General features: G+C 74.7%; 12 protein-coding genes. 1 reads left to right on the top strand and 11 read right to left on the bottom strand.

The window, feature by feature from the left end:
* Positions 1-356 precede the first annotated feature (356 nt).
* From ACFQLX_RS25075 to ACFQLX_RS25040, 8 genes are all read right to left on the bottom strand, one after another.
* On the bottom strand, positions 357-995 hold the full coding sequence (locus ACFQLX_RS25075) for a hypothetical protein (protein WP_386418746.1): 639 nt from the start codon (positions 993-995) through the stop codon (positions 357-359).
* A gap of 92 nt (positions 996-1,087) precedes the next feature.
* Positions 1,088-2,551 carry an adenosylhomocysteinase gene (ahcY, locus tag ACFQLX_RS25070; protein WP_386418745.1) on the bottom strand — a complete coding sequence of 488 codons (1,464 nt, stop codon included), beginning with the start codon at positions 2,549-2,551 and terminating at the stop codon, positions 1,088-1,090.
* 335 nt (positions 2,552-2,886) lie between these two features.
* Positions 2,887-3,810: a cation diffusion facilitator family transporter gene (locus ACFQLX_RS25065; protein WP_386418743.1), complete on the bottom strand. Its 924-nt coding sequence runs from the start codon at positions 3,808-3,810 to the stop codon at positions 2,887-2,889.
* A 67-nt stretch (positions 3,811-3,877) separates the two neighbouring features.
* The gene (manA, locus tag ACFQLX_RS25060; protein ID WP_386418742.1) at positions 3,878-5,089 is read right to left on the bottom strand and encodes a mannose-6-phosphate isomerase, class I; all 1,212 of its coding nucleotides are present in this window, start codon (positions 5,087-5,089) and stop codon (positions 3,878-3,880) included.
* A gap of 65 nt (positions 5,090-5,154) precedes the next feature.
* Positions 5,155-6,276, bottom strand: coding sequence for an SIS domain-containing protein (locus ACFQLX_RS25055; RefSeq protein ID WP_386418740.1), 1,122 nt, complete (start codon positions 6,274-6,276; stop codon positions 5,155-5,157).
* Between the two features lie 23 nt (positions 6,277-6,299).
* Complete coding sequence (locus ACFQLX_RS25050; RefSeq protein WP_386418738.1) at positions 6,300-6,470, bottom strand: Trm112 family protein; 171 nt, start codon at positions 6,468-6,470, stop codon at positions 6,300-6,302.
* Between the two features lie 150 nt (positions 6,471-6,620).
* Entirely contained in the window at positions 6,621-7,982 is a 1,362-nt protein-coding gene (locus ACFQLX_RS25045) for a phosphomannomutase/phosphoglucomutase (protein WP_386418736.1), read from the bottom strand.
* 120 nt (positions 7,983-8,102) lie between these two features.
* Positions 8,103-8,552: a DUF3499 domain-containing protein gene (locus ACFQLX_RS25040; protein WP_386418735.1), complete on the bottom strand. Its 450-nt coding sequence runs from the start codon at positions 8,550-8,552 to the stop codon at positions 8,103-8,105.
* Between the two features lie 265 nt (positions 8,553-8,817).
* Here ACFQLX_RS25040 and ACFQLX_RS25035 point away from each other — a divergent pair, with 265 nt between their 5' ends.
* Entirely contained in the window at positions 8,818-9,312 is a 495-nt protein-coding gene (locus ACFQLX_RS25035; protein ID WP_386418734.1) for a metallopeptidase family protein, read from the top strand.
* A 59-nt stretch (positions 9,313-9,371) separates the two neighbouring features.
* Here the strand turns inward: ACFQLX_RS25035 and ACFQLX_RS25030 are convergent, their stop codons facing one another.
* The 3 genes from ACFQLX_RS25030 to ACFQLX_RS25020 all read right to left on the bottom strand — a co-directional run.
* Positions 9,372-10,877: a DUF5719 family protein gene (locus ACFQLX_RS25030; RefSeq protein ID WP_386418733.1), complete on the bottom strand. Its 1,506-nt coding sequence runs from the start codon at positions 10,875-10,877 to the stop codon at positions 9,372-9,374.
* The gene (locus tag ACFQLX_RS25025; protein ID WP_386418731.1) at positions 10,874-14,593 is read right to left on the bottom strand and encodes a glycosyltransferase; all 3,720 of its coding nucleotides are present in this window, start codon (positions 14,591-14,593) and stop codon (positions 10,874-10,876) included. The genes ACFQLX_RS25030 and ACFQLX_RS25025 overlap by 4 nt, the downstream gene beginning before the upstream one ends.
* A gap of 105 nt (positions 14,594-14,698) precedes the next feature.
* Positions 14,699-14,811: WhiB family transcriptional regulator (locus tag ACFQLX_RS25020; RefSeq protein ID WP_386418748.1), on the bottom strand; the 113-nt coding region annotated here is incomplete at its 5' end.

Here is a 14,811-nt window from a genome sequence, read left to right as displayed (position 1 = left end):
GACTCTATCAGACCCTTTTCAGTGTCCGATCCCCGTCGGAAGGGGGTTCGTTTCGACGGTTTCGCTTTCGCTTCCCCGCCTTGACTTCAACCACTTTAGCAGTGATTCTCAGTCGGTTTCACCGGTCTTTGGTCCCGAACTTCGAGGGCACAAAGGCCCATGTGTTCGTTCCCGCCGATGATTGGTTGCTCTGTCGGAATTGGCTTCCGGATCGAGCGGTGTAGACCTTGACGGCCGCCGCTCAAGCTCTCGAGGAGCTCCAGGCAACTGTTCGAATCTACTGCCCCGGCCTCCCCCTGTCAAGGGTTCTTCTGGAGCGATGGGGACAGTAGCAGCTCTGCGGGCCGTGGCGCCAATCAGGCCCGCGTGTCGTGGATTGAGGGGTCGTCCAGGGGGGAAGGGGGCGACTCCAGCTCCTCCAGTTCGATGCCCGGGGCGGCGAGGACCACGTCCCCGGCGAGGTGCGCCTCCGTCTGTTCGCCGGTCTCCAGGTCCGCGATCCGGTAGGTCCGTACCTCCAGGGGGCCGCTGTCCGTCTCGTGCCGCTCGGTGCCGGCGAGGGTCCAGGACTGGTCCAGGGTGCGGGGGGCCAGTACCGGGTGGCTGAAGGCGACGAGGCGGACGCGGCGGGTCTCGCCCTGTGTCAGGGACAGCAGTCGGGCGGTCGCGACCAGGAACGCCGGGGAGGCGCCGGTGAAGGCGGTGGCCGGGGCGTTGCCCTCGCGGGCCTGGGCGCCGGCCTCGTCGGTCCGTACCCAGGTGACGCCGTCCATCGTCGTCCCCTTCACCTGCCAGCCGCCCGCGTGCAGTTCCAGGCGGACCGGGCGGCCCAGGTGGTCGACGGTCAGGTCCACCGAGCCCGCGGGAGTGCCCGAGGGGCTGGTCAGGCGGGAGGTGTAGCGCCAGCCCGAGGGGCCGGGGGCGCACTGGAAGTGCTCCTCGCCCAGGGGGGTGTCGTCGTACGGGTCGTGGAGCGAGTAGCGGCCTCGGGGCATGGGCGCACCCTAACCGGCCGGGGAACGCCGACCGCCCGGCCCCTGGCAGGGGCCGGGCGGCGTGGTGCGTACTGCTACGGGGCCGTGCGGGCTCAGTAGCGGTAGTGGTCCGGCTTGTACGGGCCCTCGACCTGGACGCCGATATAGGCGGCCTGCTCCGGGCGCAGCTCGGTGAGGCGGGCGCCCAGGGCGTCCAGGTGGAGGCGGGCGACCTTCTCGTCCAGGTGCTTGGGCAGGACGTAGACGCCGACCGGGTACTCCTCGGTCTTCGTGAACAGCTCGATCTGGGCGATCGTCTGGTTGGCGAAGGAGTTGGACATCACGAAGGACGGGTGGCCCGTCGCGTTGCCCAGGTTCAGCAGGCGGCCCTCGGAGAGGACGATCAGCTTCTTGCCGTCGGGGAAGGTCCAGGTGTGGACCTGCGGCTTGACCTCGTCCTTGACGATGCCGGGGACCGCGGCGAGGCCGGCGATGTCGATCTCGTTGTCGAAGTGGCCGATGTTGCCGACGATCGCCTGGTGCTTCATCCGCGCCATGTCCGAGGCGAGGATGATGTCCTTGTTGCCGGTGGTGGTGATGAAGATGTCGGCGGTCTCGACGACGTCCTCCAGGCGGGCGACCTGGTAGCCGTCCATGGCGGCCTGCAGCGCGCAGATCGGGTCGATCTCCGTGATGATCACGCGGGCGCCTTGGCCGCGCAGGGACTCCGCGCTGCCCTTGCCGACGTCGCCGTAGCCGCAGACGACGACGGTCTTGCCGCCGATCAGGGTGTCGGTGGCGCGGTTGATTCCGTCGATGAGGGAGTGGCGGCAGCCGTACTTGTTGTCGAACTTCGACTTGGTGACGGAGTCGTTGACGTTGATCGCCGGGAAGAGCAGGTCGCCGGCCTGGAACATCTCGTAGAGGCGGTGGACGCCGGTGGTGGTCTCCTCGGTGACGCCGCGGATCTCGGAGGCGGCCTGGGTCCACTTCTGCGGGTTCTCGGTGAGGGTGCGGTTGAGCAGCTCCAGGATGACGCGGTGCTCCTCGTTGTCCGCGGTGTCCGGGGAGGGGGCCGCGCCGGCCTTCTCGTACTCGACGCCCTTGTGGACCAGGACGGTGGCGTCGCCGCCGTCGTCGAGGATCATGTTCGGGCCGCCGGTGGGGGTGTTGGCCCAGGTCAGCGCCTGCTCCGTGCACCACCAGTACTCCTCCAGCGTCTCGCCCTTCCAGGCGAAGACGGGGACGCCCCGCGGGTGCTCCGGGGTGCCCTCGGGGCCGACGACGACCGCGGCGGCGGCGTGGTCCTGGGTGGAGAAGATGTTGCAGGAGGCCCAGCGGACCTCGGCGCCCAGGGCGGCGAGGGTCTCGATCAGGACGGCGGTCTGCACGGTCATGTGCAGGGAGCCCGTGATGCGGGCGCCGGCCAGGGGCTGCGCGGCGGCGTACTCCGCGCGGATGGACATCAGGCCGGGCATCTCGTGCTCGGCCAGCTCGATCTCCTTGCGGCCGAACTCGGCCAGGGAGAGGTCGGCCACCTTGTAGTCGAGGTCGGTGGTGGGGTTCGTGGCAGTCACTGCCCTGCTCCTCGCAGTCGTCGGTCGGGGGTCGGTCGCTGAGCCGTCCCGGGGCATGGCGCGTCCGGGGCCCGGGCACAGGGATGCCCGGGTCGGCTCAGTCCGTCGGAGGCCCTCTCTCCCTCGCGCGCGCCCTCGTACGGGCCCGCCCGACCGCCATCAGCAGCGACGTCCAGCTCTGTGACGAATCTACCGCAGGGGGCCGTGGGGGCGCCGGGCGACCGATCGGATGGGGCGGCTCGGGAGGGCTTGGGGGCATGGCCGGCGGGGGACGCGGAAAGGCCGTGGCCCCGGGGTCCGGCAGACCCCGGGGCCACGGCCCGTACCGGCTGGTGTCAGTTCTTCGGGGGGGTGCGCAGGATGTCCGGCTCGATGTAGATGGCGCGGGCGACCGGGACGGCGGCGCGGACGCGGGCCTCCGCCTCGTTGATGGCGCGGGCGACCGTGGCCATCCGGTCCTCGCCCCCGACGGCGATCTTGGCGGCGACGAGCAGTTCGTCGGGGCCGAGGTACATCGTCTTCATGTGGATGACGCCGTCCACGTCGTCGCCGGCCTCCAGCGCCTCGCGGATCTTCCTGTTGTCCGCCTCGCCGGCGCCCTCGCCCAGCAGCAGGGACTTCGTCTCGATCGCCAGGATCACCGAGATCACCAGCAGCAGGGCGCCGATGCACAGGGTGCCGATGCCGTCCCAGACGCCGTCGCCGGTGATGAGTGCCAGGCCCACGCCGCCCAGCGCCAGCACCAGGCCCACCAGCGCGCCGAAGTCCTCCAGCAGGACGACCGGCAGCTCGGGCGCCTTGGCGCGGCGGATGAACTCCCACCAGCCCTGGTCGCCGCGGATCGCGTTGGCCTCCTTGATGGCCGTACGGAAGGAGAAGGACTCCGCGACGATCGCGAAGACCAGCACGCCCACCGGCCAGTACCAGTGCTCGATCTCGTGCGGGTCGGAGACCTTGTGGTAGCCCTCGTAGATCGCGAAGAGACCGCCGACCGCGAAGAGCACGACGGAGACCAGGAAGGCGTAGACGTAGCGCTCGCGTCCGTAGCCGAAGGGGTGCTCCTTGGTCGCCGCGCGCTGGGAGCGCTTGCCGCCCAGGAGCAGCAGGGCCTGGTTGCCCGAGTCGGCGACCGAGTGCACGCCCTCCGCGAGCATCGAGGACGAACCGCTGAGGGCCCATGCCACGAACTTCGCCACCGCGATCGCGAGGTTGGCGAGCAGTGCCGCCACGATCGCCTTTGTTCCGCCTCCTGCAGCCATCTGTGCCCGCCCTGTCCCTTCGGTCTGCTCCGCGGGGCCGCGTGCCGCCGCCCCGTCACGGCGGGGGTCATTGTGTCAGTTGTTGCGGACGCCCTCCCACCGAGGCGCGGAAGAGGGTGCCCGATCCGCTGACGTGTACGGGGCTCTGCGCGGCCGGCAGGTACGCCGACTCGCCGCGGCGCAGCTCCAGGTGCTGCCCGTCGGCGGCGGTCAGCTCCGCGCTGCCGTCGGTGCACAGCAGGATCTGCGGGACGGGGGCGTCCTGCGGCCCGCACAGGTGCAGGGGGCCGTCGTCGAGGTCGTGGCGGTAGAGGCGGAAGTCGTCGACGGGTGTGTCGTACGCGCTGTCGGGGCCGGGGCGCAGTACGGCGGGGGCGGTCGGCTCGAAGCGCACGACGCGCAGCAGTTCGGGGACGTCGACGTGCTTGGGGGTGAGGCCGCAGCGCAGGACGTTGTCGGAGGCGGCCATGATCTCCACGCCCGTACCGGAGAGGTAGGCGTGGGGGACGCCGACGCCCAGGTACATCGCCTCGCCGGGCTCCAGGTGGACGGGGTTGAGCAGCATCGCGGCCAGGACACCGGGGTCGCCGGGGTAGTCGCGGGCGACGGCGGCGTAGGCGGCGTACTCCGTCGCGTACGGGCCGCCCTGCTCGCTCAGGCAGGTCATGGCGCGGGCGGCGTGGCGGACGGTGGCGGCGATCTCCTCGCGGGGGGCGCTGAGGACGGCCGTGAGGACCTCGCGCAGTGCCTCGTCCTGCGGCTTGGCGCGCAGCAGGTCGACGTACGGCAGGAGGTCGGGCAGGCCCAGGCCCTCCAGCAGGTCGGCGGCCTCGGCGGCGGGGCGGAAGCCGCACAGTCCCTCGAAGGGGGTGAGGGCGCTGATCAGTTCGGGCTTGTGGTGGGCGTCCTTGTAGTTGCGCTCGGGCGCGTCGAGGGGGATGCCGCGCTCCTCCTCGGCGGCGTGGCCGTGCCGCGCCTGGGTGAGGTCGGGGTGGACCTGCAGGGAGAGGGGGGCGGCGGCGGCGAGGACCTTCAGCAGGAACGGCAGGCGCTCGCCGAAGCGCTCCGCCTCCCCCAGCTCCGCCCGCGGGTCGCCGGCGATCACCTCGGTCAGCGGAACGGGCCCGGCGCCGCGGTCGATGCGCGAGGGGTCGCCGGGGTGCGCGCCCAGCCACAGCTCCGCCTGCGGCTGCCCGGTCGGCTCCGTGCCGAGCAGGTCGGGGATGGCGGTGGTGGAGCCCCAGGCGTAGGGGCGGACGGTGTTGGTCAGGCGGTCCATGGGTTCCGTTTCGTCGCTGTCCGTACGGGGGCGGGGGCGCGGGACGGCTGCCCGGCGCGGCGCGCTCAGCGTCGGGACGATGCCAGGGTCAGGTAAACGGCGGTGAAATCCCCGAGGGCGATCAGCTCGGCGGTACGTTGCAGCGCGGTGCCGCCGGTGACCGCGATCTCGCTGAGCGGGGTGCCGCGGGTGAGGGCGAGCGCGCGGGCGGCGGGGGCCGGGGAGTTGCCGTCCTGCTCGCTGTCGTGCAGCAGGACGAGCCTGGGGAGCAGCGGCTCGGACTCCTCGACGCGGTCGCGGAAGAAGTCCTCGGGGTCCTCCGCCTGCTGGCCGGCGAGCAGCGGGCCGTGGGCCTGCAGTGCGTACGGCAGGGGGGCCGCCAGGGCGGGGTGGCCGGCCTGCGCGGTGAGCGTCGCGGCGAGGTGGCGGGCGGCGGCGTCCGCGAGGGGGCCGGTGGACCACAGCAGGGGCAGCGCCCCGGCCAGCTCGGTGGCCAGGGTCTTCGCCGGGTTGGTGTACGTCTCCACGGCCGGCCCGCAGCGCTCGGCGACCGAGTCGAGCCGGTCGGCGGCCTCCTCCAGTGCCTGCGGCGGGGCGGCGAGCAGTCCCAGCCGGTCGGCCAGCGCCAGGATCGGGGTGAGGACGGCCCACAGGGTGGCGGCGGTCTCCGGCTCGGCGCCGGGCTCGGCGGCGGTGCGGTCCGTCATGGGCAGCGACATGCCGCGGGTGGCGCCCACGGTCTCGGTGAGGGGGCTGCCGGCGGGGGCCACGGCGACGACGGACATGCCGCGGCGGTACGCCTGCTCCACGAGCGCTTCGAGGCCGGGCTCACGGCCGTATCCCGTGGCGGTGATCAGCAGGTCCAGCGGGCCCGCCCAGCCCGGCAGTGTCCAGCGCAGGGAGGTCGGGTCGGCGTCGGCGCCGCGCGCCTCCAGGGCGGTGGCCTGGCAGCCGCCGCCCAGCAGAGCGCCCAGGACGTCGGCCGCGCAGTACGTCGCCGCGCCCGGCCCCGCCAGCAGCAGCGAGCGCGGGCGGCCGTCGGGGCGCAGGGTGTCCAGGCCGGCCTCGGCGGCGGCGCGGGCGGCGGTGCGCACCCGGGCGCCCGCGCCGGCGGTGGCCAGCAGCAGGCCGCGGCTGTCGGCTCGGGACAGCGCGTCGGGGGCGTCGAGGAGTGGCTCGTCGAGCATGGGTGGCGCGCCCGGTCCGCGCGCTAGGCGGGGCGCCGGGCCTCGTCGACGAGCAGGACGGGGATGTCGTCGCGGACCGGGTAGGCCAGCCCGCAGGTGTCGCTGGTGCACACCAGTTCGCTGTCCTCGTCCCGGAGGGGGGCGTGGCACACCGGGCAGGCGAGGATCTCGAGAAGGCCGGCTTCTACGGGCATGGACGCCCCTTCGATTCAGTGCGGACAACTGCGTCAGTTTATCTTGCCGGGGTCGCGACGCCCGGACGCCGAGAGCACACACCGAACGCCGCTGTTAGCCCCGTAGTACTTGGGTGGCGCCTCGCAGGCTCCGGGTGCTTGCTTCGGGGGCTAGGCGCGGATGAGCGCCAGGACCTCGTCGCGTACTGCCGCCATCACGGCGGGGTCGCGGGCCTCGACGTTCAGGCGCAGGAGTGGCTCGGTGTTGGAGGCGCGGAGGTTGAACCACCAGTCGGCCGCCGTGACCGTCAGGCCGTCGAGGGTGTCGAGGGTGACGTCCTCGCGGCTCTCGTACGCCTCGCGGACCGCCGCGGCGCGGGCGGCCTGGTCGGCGACGGTGGAGTTGATCTCGCCGGAGGCCGCGTAGCGGTCGTAGGCGGCGGTGAGGTGGGAGAGGGGGCCCGGCTGGCCGCCGAGCGCTGCCAGGACGTGGAGGGCGGCGAGCATGCCCGTGTCGGCGTTCCAGAAGTCGCGGAAGTAGTAGTGCGCGGAGTGCTCGCCGCCGAAGATGGCGCCGCTGCGGGCCATCTCCTCCTTGATGAAGGAGTGGCCGACGCGGGTGCGCACCGGGGTGCCGCCGTGCTCGGCGACGACCTCGGGGACGGACCAGGAGGTGATCAGGTTGTGGATGATCGTGCCCTTGCCGCCGTTGCGGGCCAGCTCGCGCGCGGCGACCAGCGCGGTGATCGCGGAGGGCGGGACGGGGGCGCCCTGCTCGTCCACGACGAAGCAGCGGTCGGCGTCGCCGTCGAAGGCCAGGCCCAGGTCGGCGCCCTCGGCGCGGACGCGCTCCTGCAGGTCGACGATGTTCGCCGGGTCCAGCGGGTTGGCCTCGTGGTTGGGGAAGGTGCCGTCCAGCTCGAAGTACATCGGTACGACGTCCAGCGGCAGTCCGGCCAGGACGGAGGGCACGGTGTGCCCGGCCATGCCGTTGCCGGCGTCGACGACGACCTTGAGCGGGCGGATCTCCGTCAGGTCGACGAGGGAGCGCAGGTGGGCGGCGTAGTCGGCGAGCACGTCGCGCTCGGTGACGGTGCCGCGGCGCTCGGCCGGGGCGGGCGCGCCCTCGGCCTGCCGGCGCTCGACCAGCGCGCGGATGTCCGCGAGGCCGGTGTCCTGGCCGACGGGGGCGGCGCCGGCGCGGCAGAGCTTGATGCCGTTGTACTGGGCCGGGTTGTGGCTGGCGGTGAACATCGCGCCGGGCAGGTCCAGGCTGCCGGAGGCGAAGTAGAGCTCGTCGGTGGAGCAGAGTCCGATGAGGGCGGCGTCCGCCCCGCGCTCGGCGGCGCCGCGCGCGAAGGCGGCGGCGAGGGCCGGGGAGGAGGGGCGCATGTCGTGCCCGACGACGATCGCCGAAGCCTCGGTGACCTCCGCGAAAGCCGCGCCGAACAGCTCCGCGAGCTGCTCGTCCAGCTGGTCCGGGTACACCCCGCGTACGTCGTACGCCTTAACGATCTGCGACAGATCCACCACTGCCCCGCCTCCCGGTCGTCGTCCGGCTTCGCACAGTACGCGATACGGGCGGGAAGGGGGGATACGGGGGCGCGGGGCCGGAGTCAACGTCCGCCTGCCGAAGGGCAGTCGGCGCCGCTGCTACCCCTCAGGGGCCCGGAGGACCCGCAGGTGCGTGCGGCGGGCGACCTCCATGGGGTCGGCCTCGCGGGCGGAGAGCGCGACCGGCTCCTCGACGGGCCTGCGGGGGCGGGCGGCCTCGCGGACGGCGTTGGCCAGGGCCTCCAGGTCGTCGCTGCTGTGCCGGGCGGGGCCGGGGGCGATGGCCAGGCGGACGACCTCCCAGCCGCGCGGGGCGGTGAGGCGCTCGGAGTGCTCCGTGCACAGGTCGTAGCAGTGCGGCTCGGCGTAGGTGGCCAGGGGGCCCAGCACCGCGGTGGAGTCCGCGTAGACATACGTCAGCGTCGCCACGGCAGGGCGGCCACAGGCGGTGCGCGAACAGCGGCGGACAGGGCTCACGACGTTGGACCGTACCGCACTCCTGAGCGGGCCGCGACGACTCTCCCGAGGCTCACCCGGTTGTGTCGTCACCCGGATGCGCGTCGGGCGCCCCGGCGTACGCCGGGTGACCTGGCCGTTCGTATCCGCTACGGAGCCGCGTCGGCGGGGCGGCCGGCCGGGCGGCCGTCGGCGCTGTCATCAGTCCGTGCAAATCACGTCAATTGAACGGGTGAAAGCGATCCGCGGCCGGACCCGAGCGCCATGCAGAACGCCATGATCTGGTCATCGGGTGACATATGGCCGGATGACGCAGAGCCGCGTGCCGACGGCCCCGGCCCGGCTACGCTCAGGGTTGATGGAGCACGCCGCCACGACCCCCGACCCCGCGTCGCCCGAGCGCCCCGAGCCCGCCGAGCCCGCCGCCGGACCGCGCCCGCGCCGCCGCGACCGCCACGGCCGCGGTATGCGCGGCCCGCTCGCCCCGCCGCAGGTGCCGCTCGTGCTGAGCCGCGCGGAGGTGTTCGGCGACCTGGTGGCCGAATCGGCCCAGCGGCTGGAGCGGCTCTGGCCGCAGCTCTCCTCCGTGGAGTTCAGCGTGCTGGACGTCCCCGGCGATCCGGAGCTGCCGATCAGCCTGGACGACGAGGGCGGGGTGCCGCTGGGCACGCTGCTCTCCGGCAGCCGCAACGGACTGCCGGAGCAGATCTTCGTCTACCGCCGGCCGGTGGAGCTGCGCGCCAAGAACCGCGAGGAGCGGGCGCAGCTGGTGCACGAGATCATCGTGGAGCAGGTCGCCGAGCTGCTGGGGATGGCGCCGGAGACGGTGGATCCGCAGTACGGGCAGGAGTAGCGCCCGCCCGACTCCATGCGCCGGCCGGGCTTCAGTCGGCCGGCTCAGTCGGCCGGGCTTCAGTCGGCCAGCAGGGAGATGTCCTGGCGGGTCCGGGGCACCGCCACCGTGCCGTGGTCGTCCGGCAGCGTCTGGACGGTGAACATCGCCACGCCGCCCTGCTGCAGCTCCAGCATCCGCGCCGCGTACAGCTCGCCGCCGCCGGTCCGCTCCACCGTCAGGGCGTAGCGGCCGCCGTCCAGGTCGCCGTCCGGGACCGGGGGGTCGGTCACGGTGAGCGTCGTGCCGGCCTTCACCGTGTACGTCTCCTCCGTACCCGTACCCCCTCTGCTGCCGTCGGAGGCGGTGACCTTCACCCGCACCTCCCCGCCCGGGGCCGCCAGCGCCAGCACCGTGCCCCTGCCGTTGCGCGACGGCGCCCAGCTGCCCGCCGCGGTGGCCCGCCCGGTGAGGGCGGCGGTGGCGGGGATGAACGCCGTCTCCGCGCTCGCGCCCTTGCCGCGGGTGACCCGAAGCGCCGCGACGACCGGGACGGGGGCGCTGTCCTCGGCGGGGCGCAGCACCAGGGAGCCGCCCTCGCCGGCGGTCAGGTCGGCGAAGTCGACGGAGGCGGTCATGCCGCCCTTGACGGTCAGCGACTCGTGCCCGGCGGGGGTGATCGTGCCGGTCGGGCCGGAGAACCTCACGGCCAGCTCGGCGTCCTCCTCGCCGGGGGCGTAGGCCACCAGCCGCACCGAGGTGGCGTCCTTGGGGATGCCGGGCAGCACCAGAGCGGCCGCCGGGTCGGCCGCCGGGGCCAGCCAGTCGCCGCCGAGCCTGTCGTCGGTGGCGCGCACGGCGGCGCCGACGCGGCCGGAGCGGGCGGTCACCTGCAGGGCGAGCGCGTCGGCGGGCTCCCCGGTGAGGGTGGAGAGCAGCACGGAGGCGGAGCCGTGGCCCGGGACGGGGACGCCCTCGCCGCTCTCGCTCAGGACGCGGCCCTCGGGGCCGAAGAGGTCCAGGTCGACGACCGCCTGGCCGTCGTCCGGGTTGGTCAGGACGACGTAGTCCTGGCGGCTCCTGTGGGTGCTCACGCCGGGGAAGAGGAACCGGCTGTCGGGCGCGGTGCAGGCCGTGCCCGACAGGCCGCGGCCGGAGCCCGCGTCGATCACCGTGGTCTGCTGCGCGGTGAAGCCGGGCGCCATGCCCTCGTGGGCGTCGCCGATGAGGGCGGGGTCGCCGGCGCCCTCGGCCTGCGCCGTGACGGGCTTGCCGGGCTGGGTCGCCCGGGCCGCGGGCTTGCGCTTGGGGTCCGGCTTCTGGCCGTCCTTGAGCGCCGCGTCGAGGCGGGCCGTGCCCTTGCCCGTGTCCTTCCCCTCGGGGGTCAGGGCGGTGTACGTGGTCTCGCTGAGGTCCGACAGCCCCGGGCCGGGGCACAGCAGCGTGGAGCGCTCGACGGGCAGGCGCGCGGGCGCGGCGGCGGTCGCCTCCCCGGGCGGGTCGTCGGGGACGGTGAGCGCCGCGACTCCGGTGACGGCGGCCAGCGCGGTGGCGGTGGCGATCAGGGACAGGGTCGTGCGGGTCACTGCTGGTCGCTCCCGTCGCGGCGCTGCTGGGGCCGTTCGCCGAAGGGGTGGAAGGTGTCGGGGGCCGGCTGGGCCGGTGGCTGGAGGTAGCCGGAGTCCGCGCCGTCGTAGGCGCTGTACGTCTGGGGGGCGCGCTCGCCCTCGTACGCCGGGGAGCCGATGTCGTACGCCTGGGCGGTGCCGTAGGCGCGGGAGTCGTCCGGGGCTCCGTCGTATCCCTGGGGGCCGCTGTCGTACGCCTGGGGACCGGCGTAGCCGTGCCCTCCGGAGCCGCCGTACTGCGGGACGGCGTAGGCGCTGGTGTCCCAGTCGCCGTAGCTGGGCTGCTGCGGCACCGCGGCGTACTGGCCGGGGACGGGCTCGGGCCGCGGCTCCTCCTGCTCCGGCTCTGCGTCGTCCTGCGTCGCTCCCGTCTCCGCCGATGTCTCCGCGGACGCCTCGGCGGCGGCGCGCAGGCGCCGGGCCCGGCGGCCCTCGCCGTCGACGGGCTGGGCGGGGACGCCGGCGCCCGCCGTGTGCCCCTGGACGACCGCGTCGGCCTCCGGCAGGTCGTCGTCCATCTCGCGGCGCCGACCGGGCAGCGCGAGGACCACGACGACCAGCAGCGCGCCCGCCTGCGCCCAGATCCAGGCGGTGTGGGCGGCGGAGGTGGCGTAGCGGACGGTCAGCCGGCCGCCCTCGGCGGGCAGCTCGAAGCCCTGCGCCCAGCCGTCCAGCTCCACCGGCTTCAGCTTCCGGCCGTCGAGCGCCGCCTGCCAGCCGGCGGCGTGCGCGTCGGCCAGCCGCAGCACGCGGCCCTGCGGGCCGGGCCCGATCCGGGTGTCGACGCCGACCGGGCCGGCCGCGACGAGCACCGGCGCGGAGGAGTCGGCGGACTCGATCGCGGCGCGGGCCACCGGCCGGTCGACGCGCCACAGCGCACCGCCCGGCTGCTCGCTGAGGTGGGTCAGGCCGGGGGTGGCGTCCAGCACGCGGCCCATGGCGCGGGCGGCGGGCTCGTCGTTGCGTACCAGCACGTAGCGCACCGCGAAGGCGCTCAGGCCCTTCGTCTGGTCGGCGCCTGAGCCGGCGACCAGGCCGGCCACCACGGCGTCCAGCTGCCTGCTGACGGGGCCGCTCGCGGTCAGCTCGGCGTCGCCCAGCCGTGCGCCGGCGCCGCGCACCAGCGTGTACGTGGCCTCGCCGGACGTGCCGCCCAGGACGAGGGTGCGCGGCTGGTCGGAGGTGGCCGACTCCGCCGCGACGAAGGCCGGCACCTGCACCGGGTCGCGCCGCTGGAGCGGGCCGTCGGCACCCCGCCACATCCAGCCGGCGGCCAGCGCCAGCGGGGCGAGCAGGCAGGCCGCGGCGATGAGCACCGCGAGCGGCTGGCGCCAGCCGAAGCTCTGCTCGGCCACCCGGTGGCGGGCGCCGTCGGCGCCGAGCACGGCGGCGCACAGCAGCGCCAGCCCGTAGACGAGGGTCGCGGGACCCGCCCACTCCCCCGCGGACAGGGCGGCGAAGAGGAAGCCGGCCAGCGCGACCGCCCAGGCCGTACGGATCGGCAGCTCGCGCTCGCCGCGCAGCAGCGCCGCCAGCGCGGCCAGGACCAGGCCGGCCAGCAGCAGGACCGGACCGGCGCCCGATCCGCCGGGGCTGACCAGGAGCAGGTCCACGGCGGAGACGGCGGGCGGCCGCAGCTCCATGCCGGCCTCGGTGAGGAAGCGGGAGGGTGAGGCGAGCAACTGCAGCGACCAGGGCGCCAGGACGAGCATCGGGGTGGCCAGGGCGGCCAGCTGACGCAGCCCGCAGGCGGTGGGCAGCGCGCGGTCGGTGGCCGCCCGGTAGCCCAGCAGCGCCGCCGCGAGCACGGCCGCCAGCGGCCAGACGATCGGGGTGAAGGCGGTGGCGACGGTGAGCAGCAGGGCGTACGCCCAGGCCGGGCGCCAGCCGGGGCGGCCGGTCAGGCCGCTCGCGGCGACGGCAGCGCGGGCGATCAGCGGCAGGAGCACCGCGAGCACGCAGGTGCCGATCCGGCCCTCGGCCAGCGCGCCGGTGGCGGCGGGCAGGAAGGCGTAGGTCACGGCGGCCCAGGCGCGCAGCAGCCGCGAGGGGACCAGCGGGCGGGAGGCGAAGTACGCGACGAGGCCGGCCAGCGGCACGGAGCAGACCAGCAGCACCGTCAGCGCGGTGTGCGTCGAGCCCAGCAGCAGCGCGGCGAAGCCGGCGAGGAGGGCCAGGTAGGGCGGTGCGCCCTGGGTGCCGCCGACGCCGACCGGATGCCAGCCGTGTGCCCAGCTCGCCCACAGCTCGCCGGCGCGGTCGGGCGCGGGCAGCAGGGCGCCGCCCATCAGCGAGCCGCCGCCGAGCAGTTCGCGGCAGGCGACGAGGGAGACCAGCAGCAGGGCGGCGAAGAGGAGGGGGCCGGGTTTGCGGGCGAGCTGCCGCAGCCGGGAGAACTGCTCGATCTCCAGGAAGTCCGCGTCGTCCCCGCCGGGGCCGGACTCCACCGCGCCGCCGTGCCGTCCGCCGCCGGAGCGCTCGGGCTCGGAGCGGCCCGCGACGTTGCTGACGACCTGCTCCACCGTGGCGCGGACGGTGGCCCCGCGGCCCGGGAAGAGCGGGCGCAGCTCGGCCGGGGGGACGGTGCCGCGGCCGCGCCTGCGGCGGCCGCTCAGCACCCGGAAGGGGTTGAGCAGCACCTGCGCCAGGCCGGCGATCTCGTCCAGGGCCTGCCCGGGCACCTTGCCGACGAGGTAGGCCAGCGTGCGCAGCACCGTGCCCAGCACCAGCCGGAAGACGATCCACGGCAGCGCGGCGGCGCGGGCGTTGGCCAGCAGCGTGTACGCGGCGCCGGCCTTGTCCACCCGGTGCGGGCCCGCCACGCCGCGGCCGGCGCAGTCGATGGAGCGGCGCTCGCGGGCCGCCGCCTCCGCGTGCCGCAGCACCGCGTCGGTGGCGATCAGCACCCGGTGGCCTGCCTGGTGGGCGCGCCAGCACAGGTCGACGTCGTCGCGCATCAGCGGCAGCCGGGCGTCGAAGCCGCCGAGCTGCTCGAAGACGTCGCGGCGGATGAGCATGCCGGCGGTGGAGACGGACAGGACGTCGCGGACGCCGTCGTGCTGGCCCTGGTCCTGCTCGCGGCGGTCCAGCCCGGTCCAGCGCCGGCCGCTCGCGGCGATGGAGACACCGGTCTCCAGCAGCTGGCGCCTGTCGTACCAGCCGCGCAGCTTGGGGCCGATGACCGCCGCCTGGGGCTGGGCGTCGGCGACGCGCAGCAGCGCGGCGAGGGCGCCGGGCTCGGGGGCGGAGTCGTCGTGCAGCAGCCAGAGCCACTGCACCGGCTCGCCGTGCGGCAGCTCGGGCAGCTCGTGGGCCGAGTCGCGCCACTGCCGGTTCACCGGGTCCCAGCTGCTGGGACGGCGCAGGTAGGGAAGATCGTCCGGGGTCGGCACCCCCGCCGTACGCGCGGCCTCGGCGACGGCGGTGCCGAAGCCGGTGCGGCGGGCGAGGTGGGTGACGCGCTCGGCTCCGAGGGCTTCGGTCAGCAACCGGGCGGAGTCGTCCGCACTGCCCGTATCGGCGGCGACGACGCGCTGGACCGGGCGCTCCTGGCCCAGGAGGCCGCGGAGCACGTCGGGCAGCCAGCGGGCGCCGTCGTGGGCGACGAGCACGGCGGTCACGACGTGCGCGGGCAGCTCCGGGGCGGCGGACTCGGGGGCGGCGTAGCTTGACATCGGGGCCCACACTAACGGCCTACGACACCGCCCCGTGCGGCCCTGTGGACGACGGGCCCTTGGCGACGGTCCGCTTTGCGCGGATCGTCGCCCCGGGACGCCCCCTCAGAGCGCGGCCTTCTTCAGGCGGCGGCGTTCGCGCTCGGAGAGGCCGCCCCAGATTCCGAAGCGCTCGTCGTTGGCCAGTGCGTACTCGAGGCACTCGGAGCGGACCTCGC

Source organism: Streptomyces polyrhachis (genome assembly GCF_042663125.1).
Lineage (GTDB): Bacteria > Actinomycetota > Actinomycetes > Streptomycetales > Streptomycetaceae > Streptomyces > Streptomyces polyrhachii.
Note: the sequence above shows the minus strand (reverse complement) of the source record. Positions and strands in the feature narration are given on the sequence as shown.

Bases quoted from the DNA above. Each gene is read 5' to 3' on its own strand.
- ACFQLX_RS25065 (WP_386418743.1), bottom strand. From the start codon at position 3,810: ATGGCTGCAGGAGGCGGAACAAAGGCGATCGTGGCGGCACTGCTCGCC.
- ACFQLX_RS25025 (WP_386418731.1), bottom strand. From the start codon at position 14,593: ATGTCAAGCTACGCCGCCCCCGAGTCCGCCGCCCCGGAGCTGCCCGCG.
- manA (WP_386418742.1), bottom strand. From the start codon at position 5,089: ATGGACCGCCTGACCAACACCGTCCGCCCCTACGCCTGGGGCTCCACC.
- ACFQLX_RS25050 (WP_386418738.1), bottom strand. From the start codon at position 6,470: ATGCCCGTAGAAGCCGGCCTTCTCGAGATCCTCGCCTGCCCGGTGTGC.
- ACFQLX_RS25055 (WP_386418740.1), bottom strand. From the start codon at position 6,276: ATGCTCGACGAGCCACTCCTCGACGCCCCCGACGCGCTGTCCCGAGCC.
- ACFQLX_RS25075 (WP_386418746.1), bottom strand. From the start codon at position 995: ATGCCCCGAGGCCGCTACTCGCTCCACGACCCGTACGACGACACCCCC.
- ACFQLX_RS25035 (WP_386418734.1), top strand. From the start codon at position 8,818: ATGGAGCACGCCGCCACGACCCCCGACCCCGCGTCGCCCGAGCGCCCC.